Genomic DNA, 15,093 nt, shown 5'->3' with positions numbered 1-15,093 from the left:
CAGGAATGTACGAGCGCTCGCCTGGACGGAAGGCTCAGACGGGCGATCTGACTTGACTATCGAGGCAGCGATGGATGCAGCCGCGCGCGCGATCTCGCTTGCACCCCACCCCCCAGCCTTTACGACTCTCGGCCAAGCAAGAAAACCGAATGAGGCATGCTATGGCAGACGGCACGATCGCTGGACGCGGACGGGTTCCCTTTGAAATCACGGATCCCGAGCGGATCCCCTCGAAGCGCTATTATGATGAGGAATTCTACCGCCTCGAGGTCGAGCGCCTGTGGCCGCACACCTGGCAGATGGCGTGCCGCCTGGAGACGATCCCCAATGTCGGCGACTGGATCGAGTACAACAATCTCGGCAAGTCGGTCATCGTCGTGCGCACATCCGAGGGGGTGAAGGCGTTTCACAATGCCTGCCGTCACCGCGGCGTGCCGCTGACCGAAGGCGGCCACGGCAACTGCAAGACCAAGGGCTTCATCTGCCCGTTCCACGGCTGGCGCTGGAACATGGATGGCAAGAACACCTTCGTCTATGGCCGCCACATGTTCAGCGAGGGACAGCTGGACGAAGCCGATCTGGCGCTCCGCGCATGCCGTGTCGAGACCTGGGGCGGCTGCGCGTTCATCAATCTGGACGACAACGCACCGTCGCTGCGCGAGTCCATCGGCCCCGTGGCCGATCGCCTGGAGGCGCATGGCATGGGCAACCTGCGCGCCGAATGGTGGTATGCCACGGTGCTGCCGGCCAACTGGAAGGTCGGCATGGAAGCCTTCATGGAAGGCTATCACGTCATGCGGACGCACCCGCAGCTGCAACAGGCGGCGCCGATGCTCTACAACATGATGTACGGCATGGACACGGGCGGCATCGGCATCCCGATCAACCCCAATCTCAGCGTGCGCGACAATATCAAGGCGCAGTACAAGCACCTCGGGCTGCTCAGCGACGGCATGGCAGGCATGGTGCACCCCAAGGAAGTGGAAATCGCGGGCCAGCTGCTCGACGTCGAGCTACCCGAAGACCCGGCTCAGGCTGTGCCGATGTGGTATGGCATCGTGCAGGACCAGATCACCAAGCAGCTGCAGGCGAAGGGCGAACCCGTTCCCGACCTGAACGCGGTCGCGGTGTCCGACCCGATCAACGCGGTCGAGTTCATCTTCCCGCACTTCTTCCTGCTGCCGTTCTTCTCGAGCATGTCCTCCTATCGCATCCGTCCGCTCGGGCCCGAAAGCTGCCTGTTCGAGCTGTGGTCGCTGACGATGTACCCTGAGGGCGAGGAGCCCGATCCGGTGATGGAGCCGGTGATCCTGCCCTATGACAGCGACCAGTTCCCGCAGATCCCGCGTCAGGACTATTCGAACATCCCGATCCAGCAGAAGGGGATGCACGCCGAAGGTTTCGAGTTCATGCGTCTGTCGAAGGACATCGAGGGGCTGATCAGCAATTATCAGCGGATCATCGACGGCTATCTGAAGGGTGTGCCGCAGGACAAGCTGGCGGCCGCCAACCAGAAGCTCGGCGGCAATTTCGACGGCAAGATCCTCGACCTCGGCTTCTGAGGCGCAGCGCGGACATGCACAGGCTGCTCCTCTTCCTCAAGCGCAAGCCGGGTATGAGCGCGGACGCGTTCCGCGCCTATTATGAGGAGCAGCATGTGCCGCTGTGCATGAAGTACATGGCCGGCGTGGAGCGCTATGTCCGCCGCTATGTCGAGCACAGACCTGGACTGCCCGAGCTGGACTTCGACGTGATCACCGAGCTGTGGTTCAGGGACCGCGCCACGCTCGACATCGTGATCGACACGCTTTCGAGGGATGCGATGCCTGCCGACGTGATCGCGGACGAGGAAAATGTCTTTGACCGCGCCAGGTCGCGCTTCTGTGCGGTCACGGAGTGCGAGACCGAAATCGCCTAGTCACCTGAATCCGAAGTTCGCCACATTGATTTCGTCATCCCGGGCTTGACCCGGGATCCCACTTTTCTTCAGTCCGTACGTGAAAGGAAGCGGGACCCCGGGACAAGCCCGGGGAGACGATGACGAAACGAACTTCGATTCATACTGGATCGACGGCGTCATAACCGCCCGCAGGCTAGCCGCTACAGCTAACCCCCCATTCCGTGCCAGTCATTTGGCTAACCGGCCGGCCAGCCTAGTCTTGCGCCAACAAAGGCGTGAGAGGCTGCGCGGTGGCGACGACTTTAATCTGCAATGCGACGATATGGGACGCGACGGGCGCCGCGCCTTTTGCGGGCGACCTTCTGGTCGATGGCCACCGCATCGCTTCGGTCACGCCGACGGGTGCGGGCGAACGCGCAGCCGCCGATGTCGTGATCGAGGCTGACGGCAAATTCCTGATGCCGGGAATGACCGAGGGCCACACGCATCTTTCGTTCGAGGCGGTCACAGCCACCGAAGACCTGATCACGCCCTCTCCCGAAGAGCAAGTTTTCGCGGCGGCGCGCGGGGCGAAGGCGCTGATCGATGCGGGCTTCACCAGTGCCTATGGCGCGTCGGAAGCCAAGCTGCGACTGGGCGTTGCGGTGCGCAACGAGGTCAATGCCGGGCGTCTACCCGGCCCGCGCATCCGCGCAGGCTCGCTCGAGATCAGCGTGACGGGTGCGATGGGCGACGAAAGCCGGGAGCATAATCCGCGTATAGGCCCATCGGTGATCGTCGACGGCCCCGAGGAAATGCGAAAGGCGGTGCGCTTTGCCTGCCGCGAGGGTTGCGACAATATCAAGCTCGACGTCTCGGGAGACCCTTTCTACCCGAGCACCCCCGCGCACACCACGCCGATGAGTCTCGCGGAAATCCGCATGGCGGTCGAGACCGCACATGCGTATGGGCGCAAGGTCAACGCGCATACGCGCTCGATCGGCGGTTCCAAGGCGTGCCTTGAGGCGGGCGTCGACGGGCTGTTCCATGTCGAATATGCCGATGAGGAACTGCTCGACATGATGGAAGCAGCGAAGGACCACATGTTCGTCGTGCCCACGGTCAGCCTGTTCCACACCATCGTCAGCGGGGAAGCGTCCGCCAACGGCCTGACGCCCGAAATCGGCGGCTATATGGGGATTCCGGGTCTGCTCGATGAATCGGTGAAGACGCATACCGAACTCAGGAAGCGCGGCATCCGGCACCTGATCGGCGGCGATTACGGCTTTGCGTGGAGCCGACAGGGCACCAATGCGCGCGATCTCAAATTCTTCGTCGACTATTACGGCTATTCGCCAGCGGAGGCGCTGATCTGCGCGACACGCAACGGCGGGCTCGCGATGCGCGACGAAGGCGATCTCGGCACGCTTCAGCCCGGAATGCTTGCGGACATACTGCTCATCGACGGCGATCCGCTCGAAGATATCACGATCATGACCGACAGGGCCCGGCTCGCGATGGTCATGAAGGACGGCGCGATTCACAGCATCTCGCCCGCTCTCACACTTGCGGAGACCATTCATGAACATTGATACCGGCAAGCTCCAGCCCGGAGAGGCGCGGTGCCCGGCGATCAGCACGCAGGACATCATCGAGCGCGACAAGGTGGCCGCGCCCGGCTGGGTGCGTTCGGAATCCTACGAGTTTCTGGGTAGCGAGGACGTTTCGACCGATCGCTACGTCTCGCCCGAATTCGCGAAAGCGGAGTTCGAACGGCTCTGGACGCGGACCTGGCAGTTCGCGTGCCGCGAGGAGCATATCCCCGAAGTCGGCGACTATCACGTCTATGACATCGGCCAGTACAGCTTCATCATCACGCGCGTCGCGGAAAACGACATCCGCGCCTATTACAACGCCTGCCTTCACCGCGGCACCAAGCTGCGTGCTTCGGGAAGTGAAGGCGGCGCGAGCGAATTCAAGTGCAGCTTCCATGGCTGGAGCTGGAATGTCGACGGCACGCTGAAGCAGATGACCTGCCCCTGGGACTTCCCGCATGTCGACAAGGAAAAGTTCAGCCTGCCCGAGGCGCGCGTCGCACTGCTTGGCGGGTTCGTCTGGATCAACATGGACCCCGACGCGCCTTCGCTTGAAGACTATATCGGCCCGCAGGCACTCGCGCATATCAGGGAATGGAGGCTCGAGGATCGCTATGTCCACGTCCATGTCCAGAAGAGCTTTCCCGCCAACTGGAAACTGACGGTCGAGGCCTTCATGGAGGCCTATCACGTGATCGTGACGCATCCGCAGGTGGCGCCGTCCAATGCCGACGCCAACTCGCAGTACGATGTCTATGGCGAGCATGTGAACCGCTTCATCTCGCCGCTGGGCGTCGCCAGTCCGCATCTGGAGGGCAAGTACAGCGAGCAGGATATTCTCGACCAGTTCACCGTCGGCGACGGTACGATGCTGTCGGACGATCGCCCCTCTGTCGGCGATGGCACCGCGCGGCAGGCCATGGCGGACATGTTCCGCGGCATGTTCGAACAGGCGACGGGGAGCGACCTCTCGTCGGTGTCCGACTCCGAAATGCTCGACTGCTTCTCCTACACGATCTTCCCGAGCTGCTATCTGTTCCCGGGCATTTCGCTGCCGATGGTCTATCGCTTCCGTCCCGACCCGAGGAACCACAGGCGCTGCATCTACGAGGTGATGTTCATGCGCCCCGTGCCGAAAGATGGAAGGCGCCCCGATCCCGCGGAAGTGGTGATCCTGAGCGACGAGCAGTCCTTCACCGAAGCCGAGGGCATGGACCCGGGCTTTGGCAAGATCCTCGATCAGGACACCGACAACCTCTTCCTGCAGCAGGAAGGCATCGAGGCCAGCGCCAAGCGTGGACTGACGCTTGGCAATTATCAGGAAATCCGCATCCGCCATTTCGAGCGCGCGGTGGACAAATATATGGCGATGGAGCCGTTGAAACCTGGCTCGGCGGTGGCGCGCTGAACCACGATGACCGCACTTGCCGGATTCAAGATCATCGAAATCGCCGAGCGGGTCGCGGGCGAATATGCGTCAAAACTTCTCGCCGACTTCGGCGCGGAAGTGATCAAGGTCGAACGCCCGGGAGGTGCGCCGACGCGCGCCATGGGACCGTTTGTAGATGGCGAAAGCACGCTGTTCCAGTATCTCAACACCAACAAGAAGTCGGTGGTGCTCGACCTTGAGCGGGCGGCCGACCGCGCGGTGCTCGACCGGCTGTTAGTAAAGGCTGATGCGCTGATCGACGATCACACGCCGGTCCGGGCTGAGGCGCACGGGCTGGACCGTCAGCGGATCGCCGCAGATCATCCCCACCTTGTCCACTGCGCGATCACGCCCTTTGGCCAGGACGCGCCTGTCGAGTGGCAGATCGCGCGGCCACTCAATGTGATGAACGCGGGTGGATGGGGCTATCATACGCCGAGCGAGACACCCCCGACAAGCCGCCGCTGAAGGGCGCGGGGCGCTTCATGAGCGATTATGAGGCGGGGCTCGAGGCGGCGCTGTGCGTTTCCGCCTCGCTCTGGCGCAAGCGGCAAACGGGCCTGGGCCAGTTCATCGACATCAGCGAAATCGCGGTCCAGTTGTCGCGCACCGACTGCGTGCTCGGCCGCATCCTCGCGGGGGAAGCCGATGCCGGCCCCGAGCGGACACGCTATGACATGGGTGGTCCGGGCGCGACCTTCGCGTGCGCTGACGGGCACGTGTTCCTCGTCATGACGACGCGCGCGCACTGGAAAGGCCTGTGCCGTTTGATGGGCGAGCCCGAGTGGACGACCGCCTTTCCCGAAGACTGGCTGGAATTCCACTGCACCGGCGACCGCGTCTCCGAGTTCCGCGCCGGCTTTACCGGCTGGATAGCGGCTCAGGAGAAGAACGCCGTGGCCGAAGCGGCTCAGAAGCTCGGCGTGGCGCTGGTGCAGGTGAATACGGCAGCCGACCTGCCCGACAATCCGCAATATCAACATCGCGGCTATTTCCAGACTCTGGATGGCGTCGCCTATCCGACCGTGCCCTATCGCATGAGCGCCTCGCCCGTCCGGCTCGCCTCCCCCGCCCCCGCGCTCGGCGGCGATCAGAAGGAGTTGGCATGACGCTCCTTCCCCAACGCGGCGGGCCGCTCGCGGGCGTGCGCGTGCTCGAGATCACAAAGGTCTGGGCGGGCCCCTATGCTGGCAAGCTGCTCGCCTTTCTCGGCGCCGAGGTGATCAAGGTCGAAAGCAGGTCCAACCTGGACGAGATGCGCGCCTATGGCGGCGTCGACATCAACAGCGCACCCTATTTCCTCAGCATCAATCAGGAGGTGCAGAGCGTCCAGGTCAATATGAAGTCCGACGAAGGCATGGCGCTGCTCAGGGACATGATCGCAAAGTCGGACATCGTGATCGACAATCTGCGCCCCGGCGCGATGGAGCGGCTCGGGCTTGGCTATGAGGATGTAAGGGCGATCAGGCCCGACATCATTCAGGTCTCGGTCAAGATGTACGGGACCGACGGGCCGCTCGGCTATCAGACGGGCTATGCCCCGTGTTTCGCGGCGCTGGGCGGCCTCAGCTATCTGGTCGGCCATGAAGGCGAGACGCCCCGCGGCATGAATATCCGCTACGGTGACTCGACCGTGGGGGCGTCCGCCGCCTTCGCCGCGATCGCCGCGCTTCATCACCGCGCCAGTACTGGAGAAGGCCAGTTCGTCGACGTGTCCGCGGTGGAAACGCTTTCCTCGATGGTCGGCGACAGCCTGTTCGCGCATGCCATGACGGGCGTGGCGCCGCAGGCTGACGGCAACGCGCATCCAGACATGGCACCGCATGGCTGCTATCCCTGCGCTGGCGGCGAATGGCTGAGCATTGCGGTGGCGAGCGAAGATGAGTGGCAGGCGCTAGGCCGCGTGCTGGGCGCCGGGGCGCTGGTCGGCGATACACGCTTTGCGGAACTGTCGGCGCGGCTGGCCAATCGCGCTGCGCTCGACACCGCGCTGGCGGAACTCACGGCCGGCCACGAGGCGTCCGGGCTCGCCGAAACGCTGCGTGCAGCGGGCGTCCCCGCCTTCAGGAGCATGTCGTCGCTTGATCTGGTGAGCGACGATTTTCTCTGGGCCAGCGGTGCTTATCGCATGGTGACCGACGCGCGCGGCGAGACCCGCCCCGTCATCGGTCCCGGCTGGCGCATGTCCCCCGACGAGGCGACGATCGAACGTGGCGCACCGCTGCTCGGCGAGCATAACGATCATGTCTATCGCGAAATCCTGGGACTTTCGCAGGACAGGCTCGACGAGCTGATCGCCCGCGCGATAGTCGACTGAAACCCGGCAACAAACAGAACTCCGTACGCCCGCCTTGGGTTAGGCTGCGTCAAAAGCCCTGGGAGGTCCCATGAAGTTCGCTTTCGGCATGCCGCGCCTCATAGAGCTCAAGGCCACGATGCAGCCCTGGGAGCTCGCGATGACCGGCGCGGACCAGACGCGGCTGGCAAAGCTCGCCGACCGGCTTGACTATGACATGATCAGCGTGCCCGAACATTTCCTGATCCCCAAATCGCATGTCGACCTTTCGGGGCCGCATCATTTCCACGCCTATGCCGCGATGGGCTATTATGCCGGCGCGACCGAGCCCATCCGCATCAATTCGTCGATCGCGATCCTGCCGCTCCAGCATCCCGTAATCACCGCCAAGGCACTTTCGACACTCGACTGGATGTCGAGCGGCCGCGCGATGGTGACCTTCGGAGCCGGCTGGCTGGAGGAGGAATTCGACCTGCTGGACGTCCCCTTCCACCAGCGCGGCCGGCTGTGCGACGAATATCTGGCGGCGATCGTCGAGCTCTGGACCACCGACGATCCGGTGTTCGAAGGCGAATTCGTATCCTTCCGCGACGTCGCCTTCGCACCGAGGCCTGTGCAGAAGCCGCATCTGCCGATCTGGATGGGTGGTGAAGCCGATGCGGTGCTCAGGCGCGCCGCGCGCTTCGCCAGCGGCTGGTGGCCCTATCTCACCAGGCCCGAGGACATCCCGGCACGGATCGATTTCATCAAGTCGCAACCCGGCTATGACGGCCGTCCGTTCGACGTGATGTACGGCTTTGCCACGAGCCGCGTCGGCGAAGGGCACAAGGTTATCGACGATCCCAAGGCGCGGCCCGGCATGACCGCGCCCGAGATCGTCGACCGGCTCGGCTGGTTCAGCGAACTGGGCGTGACGATGAGTTCGGTCCCCATCCCCGCGGTCCGCGACATCGCCGAATATGAGGATTACGCGCAATGGGTGATCGAGGAGATCAAACCCAGATTGGCGTGAACCCAGATTGACAAGCAGGGGCCTCAATTTATGATACACAATAGATCATAAACTGGAGAATCGGGATGGCCTCCCAGGCAACGCGCGACTATTTCACCGACCGGTCGGTCCTCCTCGATCCCTATGCCTATTTCGAGGATATCCGCCCAAAGGGGCCCGTCCATTACGACGAAACACGCGACCTGTTCTTTGTGACGGGTCATGCGGAATCAGTAGAGATCCTTCGTAATTCCAATGATTTTTCGTCGGTCATCACCGTCAACGGCCCGCTCGTTCCCATCCCTTTCGAACCCGAAGGCGACGATGTCAGCGCGCAGATCGAAGCACATTGGGCGGCACTGGCCGGCCCCGACCTGATCGTTTCCTATGACGGCGCGCGGCACTCCAATTCACGCGCGCTGCTCAACCGGCTGTTCGTTCCTTCGCGGCTCAAGGCCAATGAAGAATATATGCAGCAACTGGGGAAGCGGATGGTTGGCGAGCTGGTCGCCAAGGGCCAGTGCGAAGCCATCCGCGAAGTTGGCGCGCCTTATGTCACGCTCGTCATTGCGGATCTGCTCGGCGTCCCCGCCGATGACCGCAATCTGTTCATGGATGTCCTCGCCAAGGGGCCGACCGCGGGCGACATCCAGGCGGGAGATCAGGGTCAGGACATCAGTTCGCTGATCTTCATGGGGCAGTATTTCTTCCAGTATCTGAGCGAACGCCGCACAAATCCGCGCGACGATGTGATGTCCGAGCTGGCAACCGCGACGTTTCCCGACGGGTCGACGCCCGATCTGACAGAGGTGGTGAAGCTGGCCGTCTTTCTGTTCGCCGCCGGTCAGGACACCAGCGCCAAGCTATTGGGCAATTCACTGCGCACGATCGCCGAGACGCCCGAACTGCAGGCAAGGCTGCGCAGCGACCGCAGCATGATCGCCCCCTTCGTGGAGGAAATGCTGCGCCTCGAGGGCTCGACCAAGGCCACATTTCGCCTCGCCAGGCACACGGTGCGGGTCGGCGACACCGAAATCCCGGCGGGCAAAAAGGTGGTGCTCCTGCTCGGCGCTGCAAACCGCGACGGCAGCCGTTGGGCGGATCCCGCCGCCTTCCAGATCGGACGCCCCAAGGCGATGGAGCATGTGGCATTCGGCCGGGGAGCCCATACCTGCATCGGCGCGCCGCTCGCGCGTGTCGAGGTGCGCATCATGCTCGAACAATTGCTGGAGCAGACATCGGCCATCGAAATCGACGACGACCAGCACGGCCCGGCCGGTGATCGGCGTTTCGATTATGAACCGAGCTACATCATCCGCGGTTTGAACGAGCTGTATCTGCGGCTGCGCGCCGCCTGACCGAAGCAACCATGGGGAATATAATGGCCAAAGAGCGCGTTGTTATCGTGACCGGAGCTGCGTCCGGAATGGGCCTGGGAATCGCCCAGCGTTTCGCCGCAGCCGGGCATCCGGTCGCGATGCTCGACATGCAGGAAGGTGCGCTGGCGCGCGAAAGCGCGGCGTTGAAGGATGCGGGCGCGAACATCCTCGCGCTGAAGGTCGATGTCGCCGATCGCGCGCAGGTCGATGCCGCCTATGCCGGGATCCGAAAAACACTTGGCCCGATCAGCATCGTGATCGCGAATGCGGGCATTTCGGCGGCGCAGGACTTCCTCACCATGTCGGTCGAGACCTGGCAGCGGATGATCGATGTGAACCTGACCGGCGTCTTTCATACGATTCAGCCCGCGGTCCCCGACATGGTCGAGCAGAAATGGGGCAGGATCGTCACCATCTCCTCCAATGCCGCGCAGATCGGCGCTTCGGACCGCGCGCATTATTCGGCGGCAAAGGGCGGCGTGATCGGGCTGACCAAGGGGCTGGCGCGCGAACTGGCGCGCCATGGCATCACGGTCAACACGATCCCGCCGTCACTGGTCGACACGCCTCTCGCGCGCCGGGGCGAGGCCACTGGCGAAGTGCCGCCGCTGGACGTGATCTCGCAGATGATCCCGATTTCGCGCCCGGGAACGCCCGACGACATCGCGGCCGCCTGCGAATTCCTCTGTTCGGACGGCGCCAGCTACATCACCGGGCAGCAGATCAACGTGAATGGCGGCATGTATATGTGAACGCTGTCGGGTGGGGCTGGGTGTCAGGCGATCTCGCGCCTGTCGACAGGGTGCATGCGGTATCTCGCCCCGGTTATCCCCACACAGCATCGGCGGCGGCAAGGCCCTGTGCACCTCGGCCGCCAAGCTCGCCGATCAGCGCCTTGAGACGATAAGTCCACAGGTGCAGCGGGTGCTCGAGCGTCATGCCCATTGCGCCGAGGAACTGGTGGAAATCATACACCGTCGCGCGCGCCGATTCCTGCGCGTGAAGTGCCGCCAGCGCGGCATCGCCCGCGTCGAGCGTGCCCGCCGCCTTCATCGCCAGCCAATAAACGCCATTTGCGCGCACCTGCGCTTCGGCAAGACGGTGACGCAGCGCCTGGAATGTCGCGAGCGGCCGGCCGAACTGATGGCGATCGGTGACATAAGTCGCGGTGCTGTCGAGCGCGGCGGCGAGCAGCCCCGCGGCCTCGGCGGCGAGCGCCACGCGCCAGCGCGTGCGCAGGTCGTCAGCCGACACCTCATGCACGGTCAGGTCCGACGGCACGTCCAGCAGGGTGCCCATCGGATAGCCGTAGAGCGATTCCGGCTCGGCACGAACATGCGCTTCAGTCGCGGTGAAGCTCGAGACCCTATCCTTGCCGATAATGACGACGGTTGCGCCCGGTTTGAGGAAGCGCACGGGCCGACGCGTCCTGCCCTCTTCGACAAGACACAACGGCCGAGGCAATGCGTCGCCCAGCAGCGGCCGCACGAGCGCGCTGGCGGCGGCCTCGACCGCATAAGGCAGGCGCGCGAGCCGCTCGACTATCAGCGCAGCAGATACGGCGCCGAGATCGGGATCGAACGCCACGTCGAGAAAGCCGCCCTCGGCCAGTTCACGGTCGAGGTCATCGCTGACCAGCGCGAAGCCGGCGTCATGGATCGGCGCGCCTACGTAGGGTTTGGCCAGTGAATCGATCGCGTCGAGAATGGCGATCTGGTCGGATGAAAGCGCGAGATCCATCAGCGCGGCTCCCTCGGCAGCTTGAGGACGTCGGTCGCGATGATGTTGAGCTGGATCTCCGCGGCCCCCGCCGCGATGCCCGCAACGATCCCGCGCTGGTGATGCATCTTCAGATAGGGATGCGCGTCGGCGAGCGCTTCGGGCAGATATTCGACGATGAACTCGGCGACCTTGCGTTCCGCCATCACCGTCGCGAAGCGCGCCGAACTGGACTCCGCGCCAATCGCCTCACCCCGGCAGCGCCGGTCTACGATCGCATAGCTCGCCATGCGCGCGGCCTCGCACGATGCGGCCGCGTGTGCAGCCTCGAGCCGCACGGCCTCGCTTGCGAACTCGCCCTGCTCCTTGAGAATGCTGACCGCGCGATCAAGCACGGCACGCGCCAGCGAATAGCGCGGTATGCCGAGCCGTTCGTTGGTGAGCGAAAAGCCGATGATCTCCCACGCCTGTCCCTCTTCGCCGAGCCGCGCACTCGCGGGGATGACGCAATCGTCGAAAAAGACTTCGTGGATATCGCCCTCGCCGATGAGCGAGGGGATCTGGCGCACCGTGATGCCTGGCGTGTCCATCGGCACGAGCAAAATGGATATGCCCTTCTTGCGGTCGTCGCTGGTGCGGCAAAGCAGGAAACAGGTGTCGGCGAGCCCCGCATAACTCGTCCAGATCTTCTGGCCCGAGACGCGGTAGTTATCGCCATCCAGCACCGCGCGGGTGCGCAGCGAGGCAAGGTCCGATCCCGATCCGGGCTCGGAAAAGCCCTGGCACCACAAGGCCTTGCCTTCGGTGATCGGCGGAAGGAAGCGCGCCTGCTGCTCGGGCGTTCCATATTTGATCAGCGTCGGGCCGACCCAGTTGACGTTCATATACTGGCCGCCGCGGGGCTCGCCCGCGATCCACATTTCCTCGGCGAGGATCGTCTGGTGCCAGGGATCGAGCCCCTGTCCGCCGATCTCCTTCGACCAGTGCGGCGTCAGCAGGCCGTCATCGGCGAGCTTGCCGCAAAAGGTGCGTGCATATTCGGTGAGCGCGGGCGAAGCCGGGCCGTGCTGCGAAAAGCGCTCCCAGTCGTCGGGCAGCGTTGCCGCGAGGAAATCCTGCAGCCGTTTACGGAACGCGCTTTCTTCTTCGGTCCATTCAAAATTCATGGGGCAGTCCGTTCCCGCAAAGGAGCGCCTTCCGGCCAGCACAATTGCTGCACCGTTAATGGACTCATTCGCGCACGAACAGGGGCGCGGGGCAGCATCGGTGCGAGACACCGCCCCGGTGATATGATCGGCTGCTACTGCGGCAAAAAGCGCGAATTGATCATCCGCGTCGTCGACCAGCCGCCGTCCACCGCAATCACCTGACCGTTGATGAACTCCGCCTTGTCCGAGCAGAGAAAGGCCACCGCATTGGCGACATCGTCGGGTACGCAGTCGCGGTAGAAAGGTGTCAGCCCCTGATTGATCCGCTGGAAGGCAGGATAGTCCCAGGCGGCCTCGGTCATCGGGGTCTTCACCACGGTAGGAGCAACGATGTTGGAGCGGATGCCCTGCTCGCCATATTGCGCCGCCATCGTCTGGGTAAGCCCCGTGAGCCCCGCCTTCACCGCGCAATAGATGCCGCCATCGAGCCCGCCCATCAGCCCGAAGGTCGAACCGATGCTGACGATCGCCGAACCCTTGCACATATGCGGAATGACTTCGCGACACAGGCGGAAGGGCGCGCGCAGCGAGATGCCGATCACCTCGTCGAGCATCGCGTCGGTGGTCTGGTGCACGGGCGCCCAGACCCCCGCGCCCGCATTGTTGACGAGACAGGTCACGCCTCCAAAGGCGCCGATCGCATGATCGACGATCCGTCTGGGCGCATCTTCGTCGATCACATCGGCGAGAACGTAGCTGAACCGCATCGTCGTCCCGAGCGCGTCCCCGAGCGCCTTGAGCTTCGCCTCGTTGCGGCCGGTGCCGACGACCGCGACGCCGTGCTCACCGAGTTTTCGTACAATCGCTTCGCCGATACCGCCTGCCGCCCCCGTGACGATCGCAACCTGCCCTTCACTCACGCATTTTCCTCCAGAGGTTTTTTCGCCCGACTGCGCTGATTTCCCGTGCGCTCGGCGATGTCGTTGGCGGCGACGAAGCCGAAGGTCATGGCGGGGCCGATCGTGCCGCCTGCGCCCGGATAGCAGTCGCCAAAGGGGCTCGCCGAGCAGTTGCCCGCCGCATAGAGATTGGGGATCGGGTTGCCCTTGCCATCCAGCACCCGCGCCCGCGCGTCACAGCGCAGCCCGCCCTTCGTACCCAGATCGCCATTGTTGATCGGCACGGCGTAAAAAGGTGCCTTTTCGATGGGGCCAAGATTGGGGTTGGGCGTGCAGGTCGGATCGCCGAAGAATTGGTCGTAGATATTACCACCGCGGCCGAATTCGGAATCGACGCCCGTGCGCGCATAGTCGTTCATCTTGCGCACGGTTTCGGCGAGCGGCCCGACGGGCACGCTGATCCTGGCCGCGAGTTCCTCGATCGTATCGGCGCGGAAGATATAATGATCCCACCAGTCGCCGGGCACGCGCCAGTCGGGCGTGTGGACCGAGGGCATCAGCCCACCCGCGCTGAACTTGTTGCGGAACTTCGCGTCGAAGATCAGCCAGCAAGGCATGTTGGCGCCGGTCTTGAGATGATCGTCGACCATCGCCTGACCGAAGCTGTCATAGCCTGTTGCCTCGTCGACGAAGCGCACGCCGTTGCGGTTCACGCAGACGCTGTAGGGTCGGCCGACATCGAACGCGGCCTGATGGATTTCGTGGAAATTGGACGCCCTCGGCATGGGGAGCGTCATGGTGGGGATCCACCAGCCCTGCTCAGTATGCTCGACCGAGGCACCGATCTTTTCGGCCGCGATCAGCGCCTCGCCGCGATTGGCATCCTCAGGCGTCGAGCTGTCGCGCGAAAGGCCGGGGACGGGATAGAAACGGTCGCGAAGTTCCTGGTTCCACTCGAACCCGCCCGCTGCCAGCACGACACCGCGCCGCGCGTTTACCTGATAGCGGCGGCCATGGTTGCTGACCGTCACGCCCGTCACCGTGCCGGACGTGTCGACATCGACCTCTTCCAGCTTGGTTTCCATCCGAAGCTCGACGCCGCGCGCAAAGATCTGCTTGTAGACCGCGCCCATCAGCGCCGCGCCCTGCGTGAAGCGACGGTCGCGATGCGATACGCGCCGCGTCGAGAAATCGGTCCAGTAGCGCAGGATCATCTTCGCAACCGTGAGCGGCCAGCCGCGCTGCCGCATCATGAGCGCGAAGGTCTCGGTCAGGTCCATGGCGTAGCGATGGAACAGTTTGAACCGGTTATATTGCTCGCGCATCAGCGGGTAACGCCCATCGCCCAGCTCGCGCCCGTCAAAGGTCGGAGAAATGACCGAGCGGTCGGATCGCGCGCCCGGCCGGTCGGGAAAATAGTCGGGCCACGCTGCCGCGATCACCGGCACCCCCGCCTTTTTCAGGAAGCGCAGCATTTCGGGCGCATTGTCGACATAGGCTTCGAGCCGCTCGGCATTGACCGGGGACTGGATGACGTTCCCGAGATATTCGAGCGCGGCTTCGCGGCTGTCGCCCTTGTCGCCGTCGAGCCCGTGATTGGGGATCCACATCACCCCACCCGAGGTGGCCGAGGTGCCGCCGAATTTGTGCGCCTTTTCCACGATGACGACGGAAAGCCCCAGTTCGGCAGCACGCAGCGCTGCCGCGGCTCCAGCAGCGCCCGATCCGATCACGACGACGTCAAATGTGTCCGCCATC

14 protein-coding genes are annotated in these 15,093 nt (G+C 63.8%); 10 read left to right on the top strand and 4 right to left on the bottom strand.

Features of this window, described 5'->3' with window-relative positions; genetic code table 11:
• The first annotated feature begins 161 nt into the window (after positions 1-161).
• From MKI88_RS01545 to MKI88_RS01500, 10 genes are all read left to right on the top strand, one after another.
• Positions 162-1,562 carry an SRPBCC family protein gene (locus tag MKI88_RS01545; RefSeq protein WP_241628818.1) on the top strand — a complete coding sequence of 467 codons (1,401 nt, stop codon included), beginning with the start codon at positions 162-164 and terminating at the stop codon, positions 1,560-1,562.
• Positions 1,563-1,576: 14 nt separating this feature from the next.
• The gene (locus MKI88_RS01540; RefSeq protein WP_241628816.1) at positions 1,577-1,918 is read left to right on the top strand and encodes an EthD domain-containing protein; all 342 of its coding nucleotides are present in this window, start codon (positions 1,577-1,579) and stop codon (positions 1,916-1,918) included.
• Positions 1,919-2,190: 272 nt separating this feature from the next.
• Complete coding sequence (locus MKI88_RS01535; RefSeq protein ID WP_241628814.1) at positions 2,191-3,471, top strand: amidohydrolase family protein; 1,281 nt, start codon at positions 2,191-2,193, stop codon at positions 3,469-3,471.
• Positions 3,461-4,882, top strand: a complete 1,422-nt coding sequence (locus tag MKI88_RS01530) for an SRPBCC family protein (protein ID WP_241628812.1) — start codon at positions 3,461-3,463, stop codon at positions 4,880-4,882. Before MKI88_RS01535 ends, MKI88_RS01530 begins: the two co-directional genes overlap by 11 nt.
• Before the next feature lie 6 nt (positions 4,883-4,888).
• On the top strand, positions 4,889-5,371 hold the full coding sequence (locus MKI88_RS01525; RefSeq protein ID WP_241628810.1) for a CoA transferase: 483 nt from the start codon (positions 4,889-4,891) through the stop codon (positions 5,369-5,371).
• Positions 5,323-6,012 (top strand): CoA transferase, encoded by a 690-nt coding sequence (locus MKI88_RS01520; protein ID WP_241628808.1) that lies wholly within the window; start codon positions 5,323-5,325, stop codon positions 6,010-6,012. The genes MKI88_RS01525 and MKI88_RS01520 overlap by 49 nt, the downstream gene beginning before the upstream one ends.
• A complete protein-coding gene (locus tag MKI88_RS01515; protein ID WP_241628806.1) occupies positions 6,009-7,220 on the top strand; it encodes a CaiB/BaiF CoA-transferase family protein in 1,212 nt (403 codons plus the stop codon). Before MKI88_RS01520 ends, MKI88_RS01515 begins: the two co-directional genes overlap by 4 nt.
• A gap of 70 nt (positions 7,221-7,290) precedes the next feature.
• A complete protein-coding gene (locus tag MKI88_RS01510) occupies positions 7,291-8,211 on the top strand; it encodes a TIGR03619 family F420-dependent LLM class oxidoreductase (RefSeq protein ID WP_241628804.1) in 921 nt (306 codons plus the stop codon).
• Positions 8,212-8,276: 65 nt separating this feature from the next.
• A complete protein-coding gene (locus MKI88_RS01505) occupies positions 8,277-9,548 on the top strand; it encodes a cytochrome P450 (protein ID WP_241628802.1) in 1,272 nt (423 codons plus the stop codon).
• Positions 9,549-9,571: 23 nt separating this feature from the next.
• Entirely contained in the window at positions 9,572-10,321 is a 750-nt protein-coding gene (locus MKI88_RS01500; RefSeq protein ID WP_241628800.1) for an SDR family NAD(P)-dependent oxidoreductase, read from the top strand.
• 73 nt (positions 10,322-10,394) lie between these two features.
• Here MKI88_RS01500 and MKI88_RS01495 read toward each other — a convergent pair whose 3' ends face one another.
• The 4 genes from MKI88_RS01495 to MKI88_RS01480 form a co-directional block, all read right to left on the bottom strand.
• Complete coding sequence (locus MKI88_RS01495; protein WP_241628799.1) at positions 10,395-11,309, bottom strand: acyl-CoA dehydrogenase family protein; 915 nt, start codon at positions 11,307-11,309, stop codon at positions 10,395-10,397.
• A complete protein-coding gene (locus MKI88_RS01490; protein ID WP_241628797.1) occupies positions 11,309-12,454 on the bottom strand; it encodes an acyl-CoA dehydrogenase family protein in 1,146 nt (381 codons plus the stop codon). Before MKI88_RS01490 ends, MKI88_RS01495 begins: the two co-directional genes overlap by 1 nt.
• Positions 12,455-12,588: 134 nt before the next feature.
• Complete coding sequence (locus MKI88_RS01485) at positions 12,589-13,356, bottom strand: SDR family NAD(P)-dependent oxidoreductase (RefSeq protein WP_241628795.1); 768 nt, start codon at positions 13,354-13,356, stop codon at positions 12,589-12,591.
• Entirely contained in the window at positions 13,353-15,092 is a 1,740-nt protein-coding gene (locus tag MKI88_RS01480; RefSeq protein WP_241628793.1) for an FAD-dependent oxidoreductase, read from the bottom strand. Before MKI88_RS01480 ends, MKI88_RS01485 begins: the two co-directional genes overlap by 4 nt.
• Position 15,093: the final 1 nt, after the last annotated feature.

It is taken from the genome of Sphingomonas sp. LaA6.9 (genome assembly GCF_022601895.1).
In the GTDB taxonomy this organism is placed as follows: Bacteria; Pseudomonadota; Alphaproteobacteria; order Sphingomonadales; family Sphingomonadaceae; genus Sphingobium_A.
This window is presented reverse-complemented; position numbering and strand designations above follow the sequence as displayed.